The following is a 20,077-nucleotide window of genomic DNA, read 5'->3' on the forward strand; positions in this document are numbered from 1 at the left end:
ATTGACGCTTGGGCTGATTGACGATTGGTGCAATTCAGTTCAATTCAATGCAGCTCAATTCAACTCAATTCAACAAACTGCGTCCTAGCCCCGCGAACTGGGCGATCGAGTCCTTCCCAATTCTGGGCAATCGATCGCCAGGTTGAACCTGATCCCATGGCAATTCAACTTTGAACCGTTTTGAGCATCTGTAGCTGGGCTAAGTAGAAACAAATCATGAACGCAGAGGGATTCGTACAACTGAGTTGGGCGATCGGCTCGATCGTCCTGGCCGAAATCGTGCGCGATTTTTATCATGTGGCCGGCCACTATTGGGAGCCGCTCCAACGGGCCCACAACATGCACCACAAGGTCTATCGCCGTGACCTAACCATCAGCAGCCTTGATGCCTATTACAAAGCTCAATTGGCCAACGATGCGCCCGAAGCGGCCACCATGGCTTCGGTGGTGGGACTGACGGCGGCGGTGTCGGGTCAGTGGGGAATGTGGCTGGGTTGCATCTATTCCCTGGGTTTTTTGGCCACGGCGATCGCCCGATCGCGCGGCTACCTGATGGAAACCGACCTAACCCACAAGGCGGGCGACCTGGATAGCAACCCCTCCGTCTGGACGGTGAATCGCACCTACCATTGGCGACACCATTTTGATTCGGGCAATGCCTATTACTGTGGGTCTTTGACGTTTGTGGATAAGCTGCTGGGCACAGCCCTGTCCCTGAAGGGCAAAACAATCGCCATTACCGGGGCATCGGGCAGCATGGGTCGGGCCCTGATTGCCGTGTTGCAAAGCCGAGGGGCGAGGTTGGTGGCCCTGACAACGCGCGAAGGAACCACCTTTGAGGGCAATGTGCGGGTGGTCACTTGGCGATCGGGCGAAGAGGCGGCCCTGCGCGAAACCCTGGCCAATGTGGATATTTTGATCATCAACCATGGGGTGAATCAGGGCGATCGCTCGGCGGCGGCCGTGGCCCAAGCACTGGAGGTGAACACCCTGTCCGCTTGGCGGTTGATGGAACTATTTTTTGAGACGGTCACCAAGTCGGAACACCGGGCCCTGAAGGAAGTTTGGGTCAACACCTCCGAAGCGGAAGTGAACCCGGCGTTTAGCCCCCTATATGAGCTATCGAAACGGGCGATCGGGGATTTGATCACCCTGCGGCGCTTGGATGCGCCCTGTGTGGTGCGGAAGCTGATTCTTGGCCCGTTCAAGAGCGATCTCAATCCGATCGGGATTATGTCGGCGGGGTGGGTTGCACGGGCGATCGTGGCCTTGGCGGAACGGGATGTGCGCAACATCATCGTGACGATCAATCCCTTGACCTATCTGCTCTTTCCAATCAAAGAGTTGGCAAAATCGCTCTACTTCCGTGCCTTCGCCAAGCCCGATCGCGCCTAGGTTGCTGCTTAAAAACCCCCATCCAGCCTGATCGCCAAATGCTGGCCGGGTCGATCGACCCCGTTCACCCGATCGGCATGATTGGGGCTAAAGGGTAAATCAAGAAGCCGCTTTGGTGCATTGGTAGTGGCGTAAACGATAGCCTGTGGGTCGGCGGCGTTCCTTCGCTCGCTTGCACCCATAGGCTTCCAAGTCCAAGGCGGGCGACAGGTCAACTGTCCACAGGTCAAAGGGGCGGGCTTGCTGCCGAATCACTTGGGCTAAGGGAGCCTGGGCATCGGCCCGATCGCTCGCCTCTTGCAGCATTAAAAATTGCGGTGCGAATTGGGGCGAATTTGGGGACTGGGCCGGGCGCTGATGGGTTGGTGTCGCTTGTCGCCGTTGCCACTCGTAGGCGATCGCCACCGTGCCGCGAATTTCGGCATAGGTTTCAATGTGACTGACGAGCAAGGGGGTATCGGTCGATCGCCCTTCGATTTGATCCCACAGGCGGTCGACCTGCCGCGACTTCAAAAAGCCCCAATTGTTGGCCACCGCCAAGCTCCCCAACAGACTGACGACCAGAATCGCGACCATGGCCGATCGCCCCGACCCCTGCCACCGCCCGATCGAAAGGGGAGCGCGATCGGCCGATCGCTGACCCAGGGCCAACCCCACCCCCAAAACCACCAGCGGGAAATGCACAAACTGGTATCGGGGAGCAACGCTGAGGTCACCCCGATCGCTGTAAATCGACAGCAGCATGAGCACCAACGGCCCCACGATTCCAATGCTGATCGCCCACCACAGCGGCGCAGGACGGGCCAAACCCGATCGCCAAACGGGCCCAATCATCCGCAGCAGCAATCCCAAAACGGCCAACAGGGCGATCGCGCTGCCCAGGATTACCGGCAGGGGCTGCTGTTCCACTGGCAGTAATACCACCATGGTTGCCAACCAAGCCAGCAACCGCAGGGGCGGCAAGAACCATTCCGCCGGACTCAGATCCTCCCGAATCCAAGCGGTGAGTTCACTTTCGGAGGCTCCCGCCATGGCCGGCAACCAAGCGGCCGCCAGGGCGATTTGGGCCAGCGCAATCACCCCCATCACCCGCCAGGGCCGCCCCTGAAGGATTGACCACCCCTGTGATCGCCCTTGGCTCCAAGCTAACCAGCCGATCGCCAGCCCCTGGGCCGCAATCCCCAACAGACAAAAATAGTGAGTGGCCAGGCTGAGGCCATTCCCCAGCACCCAGGCAATTCCCAAGCCCCAACCGGGCGATCGCCCCTGCTGCAACCGATGAACGGCTCCGAAGGTGGCGGCCCAAGTGCCGATCGCCCACAGAATCGCTAGGGTGTAGTGCCGGGCTTCTTGGGCCATGGCCACTCCATAGGGCGACAGGGCCAACAGGGCCGCCACCCCGTGGGCCATCCAAAGGGCCGACACAGGCCGATCGGTGGGCTTTGGGGTTGCTGCGCCATCTTGGGGGGGAGCCAGGTGACCTGCCAGCCATTGGGCAAGCCAGAATCCGGCGGGAATTGCCAAACAACCCAACAGGGCACTGAGCGATCGCGCCGTGGCCAAGTCCACCAACCCACCTGCCGGGGTGAGCGCCCTCAGCCAGCCATGCATCAACCCAAAAAAGAGGGGCGGATGGGTGCTTTGGGCCGCTAAACGGGCGATCGTTTCATCCAGCCCCACGGTGGGCTGCACTCGTAATGGTTCCAAGAGTTCCGCCAAGCTGACCAGCCGATCGAGCGGCAAATGATCAAACCCGTTGCCCAGCCCGAACCCGATCGAGGCCACTTCAATGCTGGATGGCGGTTTGCCCCCCAAATTCCAAAACCGCACCAGGGCCCCCAGCAATGTCCATCCCAGGACGGCCCAACCTGATCGCCAAAAAGCAACCTGCCCGATCGCCCCGAGCCTGGTTGAGGAGCCTTGCGGGCCGCGCCATTTGCCAATCATGGCTGCTGAGGATCCTGGGGATCCCGTCGATCGCTCAAGTTTCGATCGCCCAAGTTTTGATCGCCCAGAGTTCGATCGCCCAAATCGAGCACCAAGGAAAATTTCCCCGACCAGGATCCCAAATGCACCAACAACGCCCACAAAAACAGGGTGGTTCCCAGCATTTCCGCCACCTCTTCCACCACCGTCAGTAGGGCATAGGTCAGGTTTTGTTGCCCCTGATCGGCGGAATAGGCTCCGCCCACCATCTCCATCAGCAACGCCCCCGAAACATACAAACAGCCCGCCAACAGCGATCGACCGCGTAACTTGGGGGGGAGCTGTCGCCAAAAGGGCCAAAATCGCCAAGCCCCCCAACCCACGGCAATCGCCGCCGGAATCACCCAAATTTGCTTCAAAAAGCCCGGTAACCCTGCCCATTTCGCCAAATCGGGCAAGATCAAAATTTCATGGATGCTGAACCACTCATCCAGGGCCAAAAAGGTGAAAATGCCACCCAACAGCCGCCAGGAGGGGGCCCAGCGATCGCCCAAGGCGGCCGCTCGCTGGCCGATCGCCCGGAGCAACAGGGCACAGCCCCCTAACAAACCCGTGGAAAACAACGAGGGCAGGTTGTATTCCCGATCGAGGTTAAACAGCCTTGTCCAGCCTTCGCGATAGCCAAAGGCATATTTCGCCACCTGCACCGCCGTTCCCGCCAGGGTCAACAGCACCACCGCGACCAACAACCAACCCAGCACCCGCCGCGCCGACAGGGCAACTTTCAACTCCATGACTGCGCATCGCCCGATCGCGACCAGAGAGGGCCCCCAATTATAGGCAAGTGCGCTAGGGTTGCGGCTCCAGGGTCATTTCTAAGTTACCGGTCATCAGGGCCGTGCCCACGCCGGGTAACCCTTCCATTTCCGATCGCACCTTCAGGGACAGATTCGATTGGGTGGGAACCACACGGTTGAAGTTCATCTGAATTTGACCCGAACCATTGGCCTGATACGACCGTAGGGAAGGGGCTTGCTCCGGGGCCAGGCCGGGAATGGTGAGTTTTTGGGGTGGAGCCGTCTGCTCAGCGGTCACGTTCAACACCACCCGATCGGGCGTGATTTCCACCACCTGATAAACCGCTCGCTGCTGAATTCGCAGCCCCCCGGATTCAATTTCCGTGACACTTTGCCAGCGCCCTCCCACCCCGATCGGTTCGGCGGGAAATTCGATGTTGCTGTTGCGAATCGATTCGGTCATTTGGCCAAGGCTGGCCTGCAAAGGGGCCGAAAGCTCACCGTCCGCCAGCACATTCACCTTCGACAGTTTCCCCCGATCGTCCCCCTCCACCTGAATTTGAATTCGCTCCAGTTCTCGGGCGGTGCTATCCATGGCCGGCTGCACGAAGGACATTTCCGGCGGTGCAATCATTTCGATCTTGGGATAGCGCAGGGTGTAGCTCACTTGGCCATCGCTGGCCGCCTGATTGATGGTGATTTCCGTCAGCAGGCGCATTTCCGGCACGGGCATCGGCATCGGCTGTTGGCCCGCCAGGGTCAGTTGCATTTGGCTTTTCATCACCAATAACGATCGCTGCTGATCGCCCTGTTGAAGGCGCAACCGCAAGGACTGCCGATCGCCCTGACCCGTTTCTAGCAGGGTGATTTGCGGTGGGGCAATTTGTGTTTGCAGCGTCATTTCCGAGCGAGCGGAGCCGGTGCTCTCTGGGGCGGTGGGGGTGTTTGCCCAGGCGGCGGGAGCGGTGATCGGCGCGATCGCCATCAACAATCCCAGCGCACGTCCTTGCCAGCGCGATCGAGCCATGGTGTTTTTCCTGGTGTGAAATTTTGATTGGAATGATTTGAAGTCAGGGCGCGAGATTTCGATCTCAACGGCGGGGATGGGCACGACTCTGAAACCCGTTTCCACCATAGCAACCGACTTCAAGGAACGGTCGGCGGTTCCGGTGGCTTGCTATTCCCTACTCATTCGTGTTGTTGATTCTCTTTTTGATTCTTGTTGGAGGATCGAGGCGATCAAGGGGACTCTTTGGACGACACCTCGATCGGGATGGGAGCCAACTTGGGATGAATCGATCGCAACTTCTGGGCAATCACCGCCCGCTGATTCACCAGGTAAATGCTAACCAGCGTCAGCAAAACACTCGCCGTTTGCACCGTGCTGAGCACTTCCCCCAAAAACCAATTGCCAAACAGGAGGGCAAACACCGGCGTGAGAAAGGTCAAAGCGCTGAGGCTGGTGAGGTTGCCCTTGGAGGCAAAAAAGAAAAAGACCCCATAGGAAACCGCGCTGCCAAAGAGGGTGGAATAGCTGATCGACCCCCAATCGGCCAGGGTCAAGCCTTGCCATTGGTTCACCTCAAATGCTGCCGACAGCCCAAACAGGGGCATTCCGCCAAAGACCATGTGCCAACCCGTGGCCACCACCGGATCCACATACTGGCTCATCGGCCGCACCATCACCGTCCCGATCGCCATGGACAGGGCCGCCAACAGCATCCACCAAAAGCCACTGCCCCAGAGGTTATTCAGCAAGGCCGCTAGCCCCTGCCCGATCGCCCCGGAATCCCAGCCGATCGCCCCGTTTTGCCAGAGCGCTTGCCAGGCCGTGCCGTTCAACAACTGCAAAATCCATTCATCGGGCAGCCCCACACCGGCAATGCCCACCACCCCCAACAGCAGTCCCAACCAACCGAGGGGCCCGATCTGCTCCCGATAGAGCCAGCGGGCCATTAGGGCCACCGCCAGGGGCTGTGAGTCAATGGTCACGGAGCCTAGCCCAGCTCCCGTGCGGGCCAGCCCTTGGGCCAAAAAGCCTTGGAACAGGGCCCCATCCACCAGGGCAAAGGCCGTCACCCAGGCCCACCCGACCCAACTGATCGGCTTGAGGCGATCGGTCAGGGCCGCCACCCCCAAAATCAACAACCCCGCTGGTACCAGCCGCAACCCCGCCAGGAAGAAGGGTGTGGTGTGGTCAAGGGTGCCTTTCATGGCCACCATGGCTGTGCCCCAAAAGAAAAAGGGCGAAATCAGCAGCAGCCACCCCCACCAGGATTGCAGCGATGATTGGGGATTGACGGGTTGGGCGGTCATGGCTGGGATCAATCACTTGATCAATAACTTTAAGAAATATTAACTAAACCCTAGAATTGTATCCACTCCTTTGGTGTCGAGACGGCAATTCCCATGTGGCCTTTCAAGCCCAATACTCGTAAACAACTCGCGCGCATTGAAATCTCCGGGGCGATCGCCGGGGGCACTCGTCAACGGGTGCTGAAGGCTCTGAAGGTGGTGAAAGAGCGCAAATATCCCGGTTTGCTGCTGCGAATCGATAGCCCTGGCGGTACGGTGGGAGATTCTCAGGAAATCTACAGCGCTCTGAAAGAATTGGGCGAAACCACCAAGATTGTGGCCAGTTTTGGCAATATTTCCGCGTCCGGTGGGGTCTACATCGGCATGGGGGCGCACCAGATTGTGGCGAACCCCGGCACTATCACCGGCAGCATCGGCGTAATTATCCGAGGCAACAACATTGAATCCTTGCTGGATAAGGTGGGGGTTTCCTTCAAGGTGATTAAGTCCGGGCCCTATAAGGACATCCTGGCGTTCGATCGCCCCATGAGCGACGAAGAACGCCAAATCCTGCAATCCCTGATTGACAGCAGCTATCACCAGTTTGTGCAGACCGTGGCCCAATCGCGAAATTTGCCGCCGGAAACGGTGCGCAGCTTTGCCGATGGGCGAATTTTTACCGGAGAGCAGGCGAAGGAATTGGGCTTAATTGATCGCCTGGGCACGGAAGAGGATGCCCGCCGCTGGTTGGCAGACTTGACCAAGCTGGATCCGGAGAAGGTGGCGGTGCAAACGATCGAGGAGCGCAAACCCCCCTTAGCCCGGTTGCTGAATTCCGATGGCCGGGCCCAGGGGCCGATCGGCCCTTGGACGGGGCCTCAGGTCGATCGGGCCCTCAGCACCCTGGACTTTGAGCTGGCCACGAACGGTGTTCCCCTCTGGCTCTATCGCCCCTAGACGCACGGCATCCTGGGCGCACAATCGTGCATCCTCCATGCCAAATCGCAATCCGGGTGTGGGCGCACCGCCTTGCGCCCTCCGGTTACGTCCCAATTACGCCCCAAGTCATTACCGAAAGTCATTACCGAAAAAAGCGGGTTAGGCGATCGCCGCCGTTTGCAAATCCAACACCGTTTGGCGGGCCCAGCGATCGGCCTCCAGGATGTCTTCCAAGGTCGGCTGGGTTCGATTGTCCGCCCGGTGGCGATCGCAAGCCTTTTCAATCAGCTTCGGAATATCCAGGAAATGCACCTTTTCCTCCAGGAACAGGGCCACCGCCTGCTCATTGGCCGCATTCAACACCGCTGGCATGGATCCCCCGGCTCGACCCGCCGCATAGGCCAAATCCATGCAGGGATATTTCGCGCGATCGGGCGCACGGAACGTTAAATCGCCCGCCTTCACCAAATCCAACGTTTCCCAATTCGTATAAATCCGCTCCGGGTAGGACAAGGCATAGAGCAACGGCAGCCGCATATCTGGCCAACCCAACTGAGCCAACACCGATGTATCTTGCAGCTCAATCAGCGAGTGAATAATGCTTTGGGGATGAATCACGATATCAATGCCGTCATAGTCCATCCCAAACAGGAAATGGGCCTCAATCACCTCCAAGCCCTTGTTCATCAGGGTGGCTGAATCCACCGTGATCTTGCGGCCCATCGACCAGTTGGGATGCTTCAGCGCATCGGCCACCGTCACTTGCGCCAGCCGCTCCACCGGCCAATCCCGGAAGGCCCCACCCGAAGCCGTCAGCAAAATGCGACGGAGGCCCCCCTGAGGTACGCCTTGCAGGCATTGGAAAATGGCGGAATGCTCAGAATCGGCCGGCAACAACTTCACCCCGTGCTTTTGCACCAGGGGCAACACCACCGGGCCACCCGCAATCAGGGTTTCCTTATTCGCCAAGGCGATATCTTTCCCCGCTTCGATCGCCGCGATCGTGGGCAACAGCCCGGCACAGCCCACAATCCCCGTGACCACCACCTCCGAATCCCCGTAGCCTGCCACCTCCACGATGCCCGCTTCTCCGGTCACCAGTTGGGGTTGGGGATCTAAATCCGCGATCGCCCCTTGCAGTTCCGCCAACTTGCTCCCATCCCGCAACGCCACAATTTCGGGCCGAAACTGTCGCACCTGTTCCGCCAATAGGGTCACATTGCTGCCCGCCGCCAGACCCACCACCCGGAATCGATCGGGATATTGGGACACAATATCCAGGGTTTGGGTTCCAATCGAGCCGGTGGAACCCAGAAGAGTAATTGCTTTCACGGTTTCTAAACCCATTTCTTTGAAACTCATTTCTTTGAAACTCATTGATTTTGGAATGGCCCGTTGCGGTGGATGGCTGTTATTTTGAATGGCTGCGGGTGGGTTACTGTGGGGGCTGCTGTGGCGTTGAGCAGATTCCTCCCAATATTAGGATGGTGTGCGCCAGGGGCGATCGCTCGTGTTCTCACGCTCGATAGATGTCCCCGATCTATGTCAAAAAAGGGGGGAATCGATCGCAAAATTCATCCCTCTGTGATCCATCCTCAACGGCGCGAGAGGCTCGGCAATATGCCACGCTTTAGGGGCAAGCCCAACCCGTGACCTCGATGCTGGGCCTTGCTGTTTTTGTGCCATTGCCCGCCTTGCCGATCGTTTTATCAAACTCCGCATCTTCACAACCCTGCCCTTGTTGCCATGTTGAGCCGTCCCGATTCCAACCCCACGCCCCCACCCCCACCATTTAAAAAGAAAAATGGGGGGCCGCGGCCATCCCTCCAGCGCATTGCCGCCACCCTGCAACTGGGCGGTTGGATTGGGTTTTGGGTGCAATTAGCCCTCGGGTTAGCCGCCATTTTGTTGTTGCTGATTGCCGTGCCGGGGCTGGCGGGCCAAGGGGCGGCCCAAGGGGTCAGCATCGGCATTTTTTGGGCCACCTGCGGCGTAATTGTGGCGGCATTCAACACGGTTTTATCCTTTCGATATACCCGAATTGCCAAGGGATTAATTCATAAAACCAACGAACCGCAACCCCGCAAAACCGAAACCGTTCAATTGTTGAGAATGGGCATTTATGCGGGCATGATCGGGGTGGTTTTAACCCTGATTGGCTCCGGTGTGGCAGTCTATGTTTTGGTCTCGAAGGCAGTATCCCAGCCGGCCGGGGTAGCCATTACCGACCCCACTAAAATTGTCCGGCCCTTGGATGTGTTTGTGGTGGTAGCTAATTTGGCGGGAATTTCTGCCAACTTTATGGGCATGGTGATTTCCCTGTGGCTCTATGACCGAATTGATCGCCCTTCCAGTTAAGAAACTGATGCATCGATTAGACGGACAAAAACACTGATCTCATTGAGAAGATTTTTATGGAAAGTGGCATGAATTTGGATTGGCTGTTGGGTGCTTTGGCCGGTGGAATTGTTTTGGGTGGGCTTTGGATGTTGGCCAGTGGAATGCAAGCGATGAATGATGAGCAAAATAAAAAATCCAAATAATCAAAAAGAGTGATCAAGAAGAGTGATTAAGAGGAACGGTTGAGAACAGCAATTCTGAGAAATTGCTGAAAAGTATCCATTTCAATCAATCATTCACTCTAGTCATCAATCTCAGTAAAATTAACACTGACAATCAACAACCCAAAACCATGAGCAACGCTGACAACTTTCGGATTGAGAAGGATTCGATGGGGGAATGGCAAATCCCCGATACGGTCTATTACGGGATTCAAACTTGCCGGGCGATCGAGAATTTCCCCATTAGCGGCCTTAAACCGTTACCCACCTATGTTGATGCCTGTTTGCTGATCAAAAAAGCCACCGCGATCGCCAATGCAGAGTTGGGCTGTATTTCGGAAGAATTAGGCCAAGCGATCGTGCAAGCGGCCGATGAAATTTTGCAAGGTCAATTGCGCGATCAATTTGTGGTGGATGTTTACCAAGCGGGGGCCGGCACTTCCCATCACATGAATGTGAATGAAGTTTTGGCTAATCGAGCCTTGGAACTGTTGGGCGATCGCAAGGGCAACTATGGCCGCGTCAGTCCTAATGATCACGTGAATTATGGACAGTCAACCAATGATGTGATTCCAACAGCCATTCGGATTGGGGGGCTGTTGGCGCTCGATCGCACCTTGTTTCCAGCCCTCAAAAAGGCGATCGCTGCCATGGAAGCCAAGGCGATCGCTTTCCAAGAAATTGTTAAATCTGGTCGCACTCACTTGCAGGACGCAGTGCCCGTGCGATTGGGCGAAAGCTTCCGGGCTTGGGCTTATATTTTGCGCGATCATGAGCGGCGAATTACCACAGCGGCGGAAGATTTGCGTGTCTTGGGATTGGGCGGCAGCGCTGCGGGAACCGGGATGAACACCCATCCGCAATATCGCTTCCGAGTCACTGAATTACTCTCAGAATTGATTGGGCAACCCTTGCGATCGGCTCCCCATTTGATGGCGGCCATGCAAAGTATGGCTCCTTTTGTGAATGTGTCCGGTTCGATTCGGAATTTGGCTCAGGATTTGGCCAAGATTTCCCATGATTTGCGCTTGATGGATTCGGGGCCCAAAACCGGATTTAAGGAAATTCAATTGCCGCCTGTGCAGCCAGGATCGTCAATCATGCCGGGTAAATATAATCCGGTGATGGCGGAGATGACTTCAATGGTTTGTTTCCAAGTGATGGGCTATGACCAGGCGATCGCCCTGGCAGCCCAGGCGGGGCAACTGGAATTGAATGTGATGATGCCGTTGATTGCCTACAATCTGATTCAAAGTATTGAGATTTTGGGCAACACGATCGCCGCCTTGAGCGATCGCTGTTTGGTGGGCATTGAAGCCAATCCCGATCGCTGTTTGCACTATGCCGAGGGGAGCTTGGCCCTGGTGACGGCGCTGAATACGCACATTGGCTATTTGAATGCCGCTGCGATCGCCAAAGAATCCCTAGAAACGGGTAAATTTCTGCGCCAATTGGTTTTGGAAAAAGGGCTGATGGATGAGGCCCAGTTGGCAGAAGTATTGGATTTGGAAACCATGAGCCAAATGCCGAATCCAACGGCCTAGGGTTTGAACGGCTCGATCGCCCGAATTGTGCTAATTGTGCTTTGGGTGGTGCAGTTGGCAGCCCAGTTTTGAGCGAAGTTGCTAACGGTGCGATCGAGCCGTTTAGATGATTATCCTGGATGATTACTAAGGCTAAGTTACCTCGGCCCTGATTGACAAATTCTGGTGATTCCGGTGATCAACCTCGGTGATCAATGTAGGTCTTGAGTCATACTTCTAGTTTCTAAAATTAGGTAGATTAACCGTGGATCCAAAGGCGATCGAGATTTATTTTCCCTGCCGACAATTTACAAAACCAACCGGCGGCGTACAGATGATCTATCGCCAGGTGGATTTGTTGAATCAGTCGGGATTTTCCGCAGCAGTTTTGCACAGAGAAGCGGAATTTCGTTGTCAGTGGTTTCCCAACAAAACACGCATCCTCGGGGGAATTTTGACCATTAACCCCGATCGCAGCATTGTGGTTGTGCCCGAGGTCTATGAACAGGCGGAATATGCCAAGCTGCCCAAAGATATTCCCTTTGTGATTTTTAATCAAAATGTCTATTACACATTTGATAAATTCTCAGTGAATTTTGAAGAAGAATATTTGCCCTATGCTGATCCGAATTTATTAGGCGTGATTGTTGTTTCTGAAGACAGCAAAAACTATATTCAAACGGCCTTCCCGCAAGTTAAGGTTCACCGGGTTCGGTGTAGCGTTGATCCGGAGCTGTTTTATTTTCCTGAGCGAAAGACCAATCAAATTTGCTTCCTGGCGCGCAAAAATTTCATGGATGTTCAGCAAGTTTGCCAAATCTTGCGCCATCGCGATCGGCTCCAGGGATTTCAATTGGTGCGAGTGTTGGATTTGCCGCAGGCGAAATTAGCAGAAATGATGCGAAATTCGGCAATTTTTATGAGTTTTGGTGATCCAGAAGGGTTTGGCTTACCGGCGGCGGAAGCGATGGCGGCGGGCTGTCTCACGGTGGGTTATCACGGCCGCGGCGGGCGGGAATTTTTCAAGCCGGAGTTTTCTTACCCGATCGAGCGGGGCGATATTTTAGGATTTGTCCAGGCGGTTGAACAGGCGATCGATGATTGGGTTAACCGTCCCGAAGCCACGATCGCCAAGGTCAAACAAGCATCGGCCTATATTCGCAACACCTATTCTTTGGCTAATCAAACGGAGGATGTGGTGGCAGCTTGGTCAGCCATCCTAGGGCGTTTTCCGGGGCAATCTTTACCCAAGCCCCATGATTTCAGTCAATCAACCCAGGATTCAAATCAACCAACCTATGATTTAAATCAGGCGATTGCTCCGCCCTCGATTATTTTCTAACCCCATTTCGACCCTTAATTTCGATCATTTCGATCCCTCCTTTCGACCATTGCCCCCCAAAACACCAGGAGAAACGCCGATGGTTCCCGTTAGCTTGCTCAGTGCCACTAGCTATGATTTGGATCTGTTGCGCGAAAAAGTTGTGGCCCTGTTGGAACCCTTGGGCGGAATGGCGGCCTTTGTACAGCCGGGCGATCGGGTGCTGTTGAAACCCAACCTCCTGACCGGATCGCGACCCGCCAAGGAATGCACGACCCGCCCCGAGCTGGTGCAGGTGGTGGCGGAGTTGGTGTTGGCGGCCGGTGGGCAACCCTTTTTGGGCGACAGTCCCGCCTTTGGCAGCGCGGCCGGCGTGGCCAAGGCCAATGGCCTGGCCCCGATCGCCCAACGCTTGAACATCCCGATCGTGGAATTTCGGGGCCAGCGCTACGACAGCCTCAGCGGCGAATTTGGTCACTTGCGCTTGAGCAAGGAAGCGATGGATGCAGATGTGGTGATTAATTTGCCCAAGGTGAAATCCCACTGCCAATTGACGATTACGCTGGGGGTGAAGAATCTGTTTGGCTGCGTGCCGGGCAAGCTGAAGGCCTGGTGGCATTTGGACGCGGGAAAAGACGTGGCTCGGTTTGGGCGCATGTTGGTGGAAACGGCGCGGACGATCGACCCCGACTTGACGATCGTGGATGGAATTATTGGCCATGAGGGCGACGGCCCCAGCAACGGTGAACCGCGCCTGTTGGGGGTGTTGGGTGCATCAGCTAATGTGTTTGCGCTTGATCGATCCTTGGCGGACATCTTGCAGGTGGATCCGGCAACTGTGCCCACCTTGGCGGCGGCGGGAGCCTTGGGCGTTTGTCCGGCCCCGGAACAGGTGACCTATCCTTTGCAGCGGCCGGCGGACTTGGCGATCGAAGATTGGCGCTTATCCAGCTTCCTGATGCCGATCGATTTTGGGTTGCCTCGGGTGATTCGTTCTACCTTCAAGCACCTTTACATCAAGCTGTTTAAGGAACGCTTTGCCCCGGCGGAAACTTCAGTGCGATCTTGAGCTATTCCTAGCTGCTCCTTAACTGCCGCTAGTTTTTGGTTATTTTCCGGTTGCTTTCCAGTTGTTTTCTGGTTTTTCTCTGGTCTTTGCCAGTTGTTGCATGGCTCCTTTTGCTGACGAAACCCTGCTGTTTGAACCCGCTGAACCGTTGCCCCAGGCCCTGCCCACGGTGTTTGCCTTTCCGAACACCTATTCCGTCGGCATCACCAGCTTGGGCTATCAGGTGGTCTGGGCGATGTTGGCGGCGCGGCCGGAGTTGGCCGTGGCACGGTTGTTTACGGATGCACGGGAGCCATTGCCCCGATCGCCCGCCCTGGTGGGGTTTTCCATGTCCTGGGAACTGGATTACGTCAATGTGATGGCGTTGCTGGAGGATTTGGACTTGCCGCTCCATGCGGTCGATCGCACCGACGAGCACCCGATCGTGTTTGGGGGCGGGCCGGTGCTGACGGCGAATCCCGAACCCTTCGCGGCCTATTTTGACGTGGTGCTGTTGGGTGATGGGGAAATTTTGATCGATGCCCTGGTGAATAAGCTGCTAGAACAGCGCGATCGCCCCCGGGCCGATCGATTGGAAGCCCTGGCCCAAGTGCCGGGTCTGTATGTGCCGCAACTGTACGCCGTGGAGTATCACGACCCCACGGGCCCGATCGCCGCCATTCGCCCCCTGAGCGATCGGATTCCCGCCACCGTCAGCAAGCAAACCTATCGTGGCAACGCCCTTTCGGTGTCCACGGTGGTGACTCCGCGCGCCGCCTGGGAAAACATCTTCATGGTGGAAACGGTGCGCAGTTGCCCGGAACTGTGCCGGTTTTGCTTAGCCAGCTATCTCACCCTGCCCTTTCGGACGGCGGACTTGGAAGGCTCCTTGCTGCCGGCCATCGATCGGGGACTGCAAGCCACTAACCGAATCGGCCTGCTCGGCGCTTCGGTGACCCAACATCCTGAATTTGACAGTCTGCTCGATCGCCTGGCCGGAACCGCCTACGAACAGGTGCGGCTCAGTGTGGCTTCGGTGCGCACCAACACGGTCACGGAAAAGCTGGCCCGCGTTTTGGCCAGCCGCGATTGCAAATCGATCACCGTGGCCGTGGAAAGCGGTTCGGAAACGGTGCGACAAATCATCAACAAAAAGTTGGCCACCGAAGCGATCGAACAGGCCGCCGTGAACGCCAAAGCGGGCGGCCTCAGCGCCCTCAAGCTTTATGGCATGGCCGGCATTCCCGGAGAAACCCCCGACGACATCGAAGCCACCGCGGCCATGATGCTGCGGCTCAAAAAAGCTGCCCCGGGCCTGAAATTAACCCTTGGTTGCAGTACCTTTGTGCCCAAAGCCCACACTCCCTTTCAGTGGTTTGGGGTGAATCGGGATGCGGAAAAGCGATTGAAATTGCTGCAAAAGCGCCTGCGTTCCAATGGCATTGACTTCCGCCCCGAGAGCTATAACTGGTCAATTATTCAGACGCTGATTTCCCGGGGCGATCGCCGGTTAACCCCCCTGTTGGAACTGGTGCGAGCCTATGGGGCGGGCGACACGGACAACCCCGATCGGGTATCCCTGGGCAGTTACCGGCGAGCCTTCAAGGAACTGCGCGATCGAGTGCCCCCGCTGGATCATTATGTGTTTCGCAACTGGGATTTAGGGGAAGTGCTGCCCTGGGAACATCTCCATGGGCCCTTGCCTGCCGCCACCCTGAAAAAACACCGAGCGGAAGCCGTGGCCCTAATGCCCGATGCTGCCGTGATTTCGCCGTGATTTCGCCGTGATTTCGCCGTGATCGTCCTTGCCTGGATTTTGTTTGGACTAGCGATCAATCAGCGATGGGATCACGACTCCCTTGCTGCTTCGTTGCCGAACATTGCGGGTTGTTGATTTTCCGTTACCGGGAGCGATCGCCCATGAAACAATAAAAACCGCACGTCAATGCTCAACGCCCGCCTGTTGCCATGACCCTCGCCTCATCACCCTCCGAATCCGGTCAAGCACCCCTCGGCCACAAAAAAGCTCGCGCCCTCAAGCCCGGTAGCCGTCGCCCCGCCAAGGATTTGTGCAGTGAATGCGGTCTGTGCGACACCTACTATGTGCATTACGTCAAAGAGGCCTGCGCCTTCATTAATCAACAGATTGCCGAGCTGGAAACCCAGGCCCACGGCCGCAGCCGCAATCTGGAAGTCGAAGATGACATCTACTTCGGCGTGCATCAGGAAATGATGGCCGCGCGCAAAACCGAGCCGATCGAGGGGGCCCAATGGACCGGCATCGTTAGCTCGATCGCGATCGCCATGCTCACCAGCGGCAAAGTGGAAGGGGTCGTCTGTGTGCAAAACACCCCGGAAGACCGCTTCCAACCCCAACCGGTGATTGCCACCACCCCCGAAGAAATCTTGGCTGCCCGGGTGAACAAACCCACCCTTTCGCCCAACCTGTCTGTTTTGGAACAGATTGAACAATCGGGCATGAAGCGGTTGTTGGTGATTGGGGTGGGCTGCCAAATCCAAGCCCTGCGAGCTGTCCAAGACAAGCTAGGCCTCGAAAAGCTCTATGTGCTCGGCACGCCCTGCGTGGACAACGTGACCCGGGCCGGCCTGCAAAAATTCCTCGACACCACCAGCCGATCGCCCGACACCGTGGTCTATTACGAGTTCATGCAGGATTTCCGGGTGCATTTCAAGCACGAAGACGGTTCCACGGAAACAGTGCCCTTTTTTGGCCTGAAAACCGATCAATTAAAGGACGTGTTTGCCCCCTCCTGCATGACCTGTTTTGATTACGTCAACTCCCTCGCGGATTTGGTGGTGGGCTATATGGGTGCGCCCTTTGGTTGGCAGTGGCTGGTGGTGCGCAATGAAACGGGCCGCGAACTGTTGGAAATGGTGCGCGACCAAATCGAAACCCAACCGGTGATGTCCCAAGGGGAGCGTCGAGCCGCCGTCCAAAACAGCATTCCCGCCTACGACAAAGGGGTCACGATTCCCATGTGGGCGGCTAAGTTGATGGGTTTGGTGATCGAGCGGGTGGGGCCCAAGGGTCTGGAATATGCTCGTTTCTCGATCGACTCCCACTTCACGCGCAACTATCTCTATGTCAAGCGCCACTACCCTGAAAAGCTAGCGGAGCATGTGCCCGCCTATGCCCAAAAAATTGTGGAGCAATACCAATTACCGGACTAGAACCGATCGTCGGATAGTTTGAAATCCTGATTCCACCCTGACACGATCGCGAGAACAAGGAACCTAAGAGCCGGTGCGCAAATTTTTATCCAACTTGGGGGATGGAGACGGCGAACCCGTGGGTTTCTGGGTTGTGGGTAGTTCTGCTTCGATGCGGTGGATCGATCGCCTGAACCAGCGCCACTTGGGAGCCACCAACACCCGATAGCGATTGCCCACCTTCAGCCGATCGAACGGGGTTTCGAGCGGTAGCCAATCCCCACGCTTGGGCCCCTCAACCCAAAGCTTTTCGCCCGTCTCGATCGTCACCCGATATCGATATCGGTATTCAGTCACCCGGCGCGATCGCTTCACGGTTTTGCCGTTTTCTTCAACGGTTTCCTGCTTCGAGGTGCGATACCGCTTCAGTAAGCGTTCTTTGGCCACCACGGCGATCGGGATGGTTTCCCCGGCCAGCGTGAAATAGCTGAACTGCAACCCCCCCAGCAGCACACTGAGCAGGATAAGCGCGATCATGCCGCGCCCATATTTGCGAATGAAGGGATGGTCGGTCAGCCAGGCAATCATGGTTAATCCCAGAGTGAGGGGGACTGGCTCAGGGGTTGGTGGGTGCTTGGTTCGGAATCAACAGCCGCAGGGTTGAAAAGCCCAAAACCAGCAGGAATAACACTAGCCCGATCGCGCAGGCATAGCTCATTTCTAGGTTTTCAAAGGCCTGTTCATAGAGGTAATAGACCACGGTTTTGGAGCTGCTGCGGGGGCCGCCTTGGGTCATGATGAACACTTCTTCAAAGACCTTGGTGGCGGAAATGGCGGAAATGGTGGCCACCAACAGCCAGTAAGGGCGCATCAACGGAACCGTAATATCCCAATGTTTGCGCCAACCATCGGAGCCATCGAGGGCGGCAGCTTCGTAAAGGTCGGCGGGAATGGCTTGCAGTCCGGCTAAATAAACCACCATGTAATAGCCGAGGCCTTTCCAGACCGTGACGGCCATCACGCTCCAAAGGGCCCATTGGGGACTGGTCAGCCAGGGAATGGGACGAGAAACAAGGCCAAGTCCGGTGAGCAGTTGGTTCAGCAGGCCATTTTCCGCATACATCCAATTCCAGGCAATGCCGGCCACCACGCTCGACACAATCACGGGCACATAATAGGCGGCGCGAAACCAACGGATCCCCGCTAGTTTTTGGTTCACCAAAATCGCCAAACCCAAGGGGGCGATCGTCAGGATGGGGACGACGGTTAATAGGTAAACGATCGTTTGGCCCAGGGTTTTCCAAAACAGCCGATCGCCCCACAGGCGCAGGAAGTTGGCCCCGCCCACCCAGCGCGGCGCTTCGGTCAGGTCGTAGTCATAGCGCGTGAAGCTGAGGTAAAAGGCTTGCAGGGCCGGGTAGAAGGTGGTGATGGTCAAGACGACCAAGGCCGGCAGCAGGAATAGATAGGGCGTGAGCAGGGCCCATTGGCGATCGTTCAGGGATTTTCGGGGTAACTGGAACATGGGCAAGGTTCCCAGTGTGTGGACTGTTGAATTGAACTGAATTGAACTTCTAACTTTTCGTTTCTGCCAACTGCTTGCCTTTTGCTTTTTACCTTTTACCCTTTGCTTTTTACTTTTTACCTTGTGTTCTTCGCTTGTTAACTAACGCACCAAAGGCGATCGCTTCCGTTTCAAAATTTCCCCATAGAGGGCTTCGAGTTGGTTGAGGTTGCGATCGAGGGTGTAGCGTTCCAAAACACGCTCCCGGGCCCGCTGGCCCAGCAAGGCGGTGATTTCCTCATGTTCTGCCAGCATGGGCAGCAAGGTTCGCAATTGTCCATAGACTTTTTGCGGATTGAGGCGAATTCCGGCTCCCTGTTCGATCGCCTCGCCATCGGCCCCCACCTCCGTGGCCAGGCAAGCAACCCCGCAGGCCATCGCCTCCAACAACGAGAGGGACAACCCTTCCACTAACGAGGGCAGCACAAACACATCGGCGGCCCGCAAGATGTCGATCCGGCGACTTTCGTTAGCCACATAGCCCATCCATTCCACCCCATGCTCGGGGCCGTAGAACGTTTGGAGGGAGGCTTTCAGGGGGCCGCTGCCAACGATCGCCAGTTTGCAATGGCTGGGCATTTTCGCTTTTTTCCAAGCCTTCAGCAGGGGTTCAACGTTTTTCTCTTGCGCCAGACGGCCCACATAAACAAACAGGCGATCGCACCCCAATTCCCGTTTCACAGGCGAGGGTCCGGGGGCATATTTGAGCACATCAACCCCGTTGGGAATCACCGCCACTCGATCGCCCTCAACCCCCAGCTTAATCAGCATGTCGCGCTGAATTTGGGAGAAAACGATCGTGCAGTCATAACTGGCTAAAAAGGGTGCATAGAGTTGATAGGTTAATTGCTGAGTGCCGGAGGTGAAATTACGCAGTTTTTGATCGAAAGCAGGATGAAAGGTGGAAATTAGCGGCAACTGTAATTCGTCGCAAATTTCTGGCAACACAAAATCCAACGGCGAAAGGGTCAAGGATGCATGGAGCAAATGGGGACGCAACCGGCTGAGAGATTGCGTCAAAACTTTGCTGGCCCCAAAGGTGGGCAACGTATAAATTTGGGATTTATAGAGATAGGGAAGCGGGACTTCTTTCACATCCCGCTGCGCTTCGTCTTCGGTTTCTTCTTCTTGGGCAAAGTGTAAAAAGCTCACCTCATGGCCCCGATCGCGTAATGCGTTCGTGATCTCTCGGCTGTAGGTGACGTTGCCGCAAAATGGAGATCGTTTACCCAACCAAGCGACGTGCATGGAATCCGAAAACCTGAATTAGCGAGAATGATTGGGCTAATGAATTGGTGAATTCACCCAATCAAGAGGAACTCAACAACGGAAATTTAACAGCAGAGATTTAAAAACAAGAATTCAACAACAAGAATTCAGTAACACAAGTTCAACAACACAAACTCGGCAGCAGAAATTCAGCAACGGAAATTTAACAACGCAAACTCAGCAACACAAACTCAGCAACACAAACTCAGCAACACAAACTCAGCAACACAAACTCAGCAACACAAATTCAAAAACAAGATGCATACCG

At 56.1% G+C, this 20,077-nt stretch carries 17 protein-coding genes; 9 read left to right on the forward strand and 8 right to left on the reverse strand.

Annotated features, from left to right (window positions below):
- Positions 1-216: 216 nt before the first annotated feature.
- Positions 217-1,395 (forward strand): bifunctional sterol desaturase/short chain dehydrogenase, encoded by a 1,179-nt coding sequence (locus tag H6G53_RS07325; protein ID WP_099532761.1) that lies wholly within the window; start codon positions 217-219, stop codon positions 1,393-1,395.
- A 99-nt stretch (positions 1,396-1,494) separates the two neighbouring features.
- On the opposite strand, the gene H6G53_RS07330 is transcribed toward H6G53_RS07325, so the two are convergent.
- The 4 genes from H6G53_RS07330 to H6G53_RS07345 all read right to left on the reverse strand — a co-directional run bounded on the left by H6G53_RS07330 (position 1,495) and on the right by H6G53_RS07345 (position 6,434).
- Positions 1,495-3,342, reverse strand: coding sequence for a hypothetical protein (locus H6G53_RS07330; RefSeq protein ID WP_190531737.1), 1,848 nt, complete (start codon positions 3,340-3,342; stop codon positions 1,495-1,497).
- Positions 3,339-4,115, reverse strand: coding sequence for a hypothetical protein (locus tag H6G53_RS07335; protein ID WP_190531739.1), 777 nt, complete (start codon positions 4,113-4,115; stop codon positions 3,339-3,341). Before H6G53_RS07335 ends, H6G53_RS07330 begins: the two co-directional genes overlap by 4 nt.
- A gap of 55 nt (positions 4,116-4,170) precedes the next feature.
- On the reverse strand, positions 4,171-5,145 hold the full coding sequence (locus H6G53_RS07340) for a hypothetical protein (protein ID WP_190531741.1): 975 nt from the start codon (positions 5,143-5,145) through the stop codon (positions 4,171-4,173).
- 212 nt (positions 5,146-5,357) lie between these two features.
- Positions 5,358-6,434 (reverse strand): DMT family transporter, encoded by a 1,077-nt coding sequence (locus H6G53_RS07345; protein WP_190531743.1) that lies wholly within the window; start codon positions 6,432-6,434, stop codon positions 5,358-5,360.
- 93 nt (positions 6,435-6,527) lie between these two features.
- On the opposite strand from H6G53_RS07345, the gene sppA reads away from it, so the two are divergent.
- Complete coding sequence (sppA, locus tag H6G53_RS07350) at positions 6,528-7,370, forward strand: signal peptide peptidase SppA (RefSeq protein ID WP_190531745.1); 843 nt, start codon at positions 6,528-6,530, stop codon at positions 7,368-7,370.
- Between the two features lie 141 nt (positions 7,371-7,511).
- On the opposite strand, the gene dxr is transcribed toward sppA, so the two are convergent.
- Positions 7,512-8,684, reverse strand: coding sequence for a 1-deoxy-D-xylulose-5-phosphate reductoisomerase (dxr, locus tag H6G53_RS07355; RefSeq protein WP_099532765.1), 1,173 nt, complete (start codon positions 8,682-8,684; stop codon positions 7,512-7,514).
- A gap of 414 nt (positions 8,685-9,098) precedes the next feature.
- Between dxr and H6G53_RS07360 the strand changes: the two genes are divergently transcribed.
- From H6G53_RS07360 to H6G53_RS07385, 7 genes are all read left to right on the forward strand, one after another.
- Positions 9,099-9,710 (forward strand): DUF3611 family protein, encoded by a 612-nt coding sequence (locus tag H6G53_RS07360; protein ID WP_099535030.1) that lies wholly within the window; start codon positions 9,099-9,101, stop codon positions 9,708-9,710.
- A gap of 56 nt (positions 9,711-9,766) precedes the next feature.
- Positions 9,767-9,895: a hypothetical protein gene (locus tag H6G53_RS18940; protein WP_255508890.1), complete on the forward strand. Its 129-nt coding sequence runs from the start codon at positions 9,767-9,769 to the stop codon at positions 9,893-9,895.
- A gap of 149 nt (positions 9,896-10,044) precedes the next feature.
- On the forward strand, positions 10,045-11,457 hold the full coding sequence (locus H6G53_RS07365) for an aspartate ammonia-lyase (RefSeq protein WP_190531746.1): 1,413 nt from the start codon (positions 10,045-10,047) through the stop codon (positions 11,455-11,457).
- Between the two features lie 244 nt (positions 11,458-11,701).
- Entirely contained in the window at positions 11,702-12,778 is a 1,077-nt protein-coding gene (locus H6G53_RS19210) for a glycosyltransferase (protein ID WP_190531748.1), read from the forward strand.
- A 79-nt stretch (positions 12,779-12,857) separates the two neighbouring features.
- Positions 12,858-13,826 carry a DUF362 domain-containing protein gene (locus tag H6G53_RS07375; protein ID WP_190531750.1) on the forward strand — a complete coding sequence of 323 codons (969 nt, stop codon included), beginning with the start codon at positions 12,858-12,860 and terminating at the stop codon, positions 13,824-13,826.
- A gap of 100 nt (positions 13,827-13,926) precedes the next feature.
- Positions 13,927-15,582, forward strand: a complete 1,656-nt coding sequence (locus H6G53_RS07380) for a radical SAM protein (RefSeq protein ID WP_190353740.1) — start codon at positions 13,927-13,929, stop codon at positions 15,580-15,582.
- 191 nt (positions 15,583-15,773) lie between these two features.
- Positions 15,774-16,997 (forward strand): Coenzyme F420 hydrogenase/dehydrogenase, beta subunit C-terminal domain, encoded by a 1,224-nt coding sequence (locus tag H6G53_RS07385; protein WP_099535028.1) that lies wholly within the window; start codon positions 15,774-15,776, stop codon positions 16,995-16,997.
- A 63-nt stretch (positions 16,998-17,060) separates the two neighbouring features.
- On the opposite strand, the gene H6G53_RS07390 is transcribed toward H6G53_RS07385, so the two are convergent.
- The 3 genes from H6G53_RS07390 to H6G53_RS07400 all read right to left on the reverse strand — a co-directional run bounded on the left by H6G53_RS07390 (position 17,061) and on the right by H6G53_RS07400 (position 19,788).
- Positions 17,061-17,564 carry a hypothetical protein gene (locus H6G53_RS07390; protein WP_190531758.1) on the reverse strand — a complete coding sequence of 168 codons (504 nt, stop codon included), beginning with the start codon at positions 17,562-17,564 and terminating at the stop codon, positions 17,061-17,063.
- A 28-nt stretch (positions 17,565-17,592) separates the two neighbouring features.
- Positions 17,593-18,501: a carbohydrate ABC transporter permease gene (locus tag H6G53_RS07395; RefSeq protein ID WP_190531759.1), complete on the reverse strand. Its 909-nt coding sequence runs from the start codon at positions 18,499-18,501 to the stop codon at positions 17,593-17,595.
- 141 nt (positions 18,502-18,642) lie between these two features.
- Positions 18,643-19,788, reverse strand: a complete 1,146-nt coding sequence (locus tag H6G53_RS07400) for a glycosyltransferase family 4 protein (RefSeq protein WP_190527767.1) — start codon at positions 19,786-19,788, stop codon at positions 18,643-18,645.
- Positions 19,789-20,077 lie beyond the last annotated feature (289 nt).

Origin of the sequence: Limnothrix sp. FACHB-406, from assembly GCF_014698235.1 — a bacterium.
Lineage (GTDB): Bacteria > Cyanobacteriota > Cyanobacteriia > CACIAM-69d > CACIAM-69d > CACIAM-69d.

What these genes read in the sequence shown, in the direction of transcription:
- H6G53_RS07325 (WP_099532761.1), top strand. Translation starts at nt 217, where the DNA reads ATGAACGCAGAGGGATTCGTACAACTGAGTTGGGCGATCGGCTCGATC.
- H6G53_RS07330 (WP_190531737.1), bottom strand. Translation starts at nt 3,342, where the DNA reads ATGATTGGCAAATGGCGCGGCCCGCAAGGCTCCTCAACCAGGCTCGGG.
- H6G53_RS07335 (WP_190531739.1), bottom strand. Translation starts at nt 4,115, where the DNA reads ATGGAGTTGAAAGTTGCCCTGTCGGCGCGGCGGGTGCTGGGTTGGTTG.
- H6G53_RS07340 (WP_190531741.1), bottom strand. Translation starts at nt 5,145, where the DNA reads ATGGCTCGATCGCGCTGGCAAGGACGTGCGCTGGGATTGTTGATGGCG.
- H6G53_RS07345 (WP_190531743.1), bottom strand. Translation starts at nt 6,434, where the DNA reads ATGACCGCCCAACCCGTCAATCCCCAATCATCGCTGCAATCCTGGTGG.
- sppA (WP_190531745.1), top strand. Translation starts at nt 6,528, where the DNA reads ATGTGGCCTTTCAAGCCCAATACTCGTAAACAACTCGCGCGCATTGAA.
- H6G53_RS07360 (WP_099535030.1), top strand. Translation starts at nt 9,099, where the DNA reads ATGTTGAGCCGTCCCGATTCCAACCCCACGCCCCCACCCCCACCATTT.
- H6G53_RS18940 (WP_255508890.1), top strand. Translation starts at nt 9,767, where the DNA reads ATGGAAAGTGGCATGAATTTGGATTGGCTGTTGGGTGCTTTGGCCGGT.
- H6G53_RS07365 (WP_190531746.1), top strand. Translation starts at nt 10,045, where the DNA reads ATGAGCAACGCTGACAACTTTCGGATTGAGAAGGATTCGATGGGGGAA.
- H6G53_RS07375 (WP_190531750.1), top strand. Translation starts at nt 12,858, where the DNA reads ATGGTTCCCGTTAGCTTGCTCAGTGCCACTAGCTATGATTTGGATCTG.
- H6G53_RS07380 (WP_190353740.1), top strand. Translation starts at nt 13,927, where the DNA reads ATGGCTCCTTTTGCTGACGAAACCCTGCTGTTTGAACCCGCTGAACCG.
- H6G53_RS07385 (WP_099535028.1), top strand. Translation starts at nt 15,774, where the DNA reads ATGACCCTCGCCTCATCACCCTCCGAATCCGGTCAAGCACCCCTCGGC.
- H6G53_RS07390 (WP_190531758.1), bottom strand. Translation starts at nt 17,564, where the DNA reads ATGATTGCCTGGCTGACCGACCATCCCTTCATTCGCAAATATGGGCGC.
- H6G53_RS07395 (WP_190531759.1), bottom strand. Translation starts at nt 18,501, where the DNA reads ATGTTCCAGTTACCCCGAAAATCCCTGAACGATCGCCAATGGGCCCTG.
- H6G53_RS07400 (WP_190527767.1), bottom strand. Translation starts at nt 19,788, where the DNA reads ATGCACGTCGCTTGGTTGGGTAAACGATCTCCATTTTGCGGCAACGTC.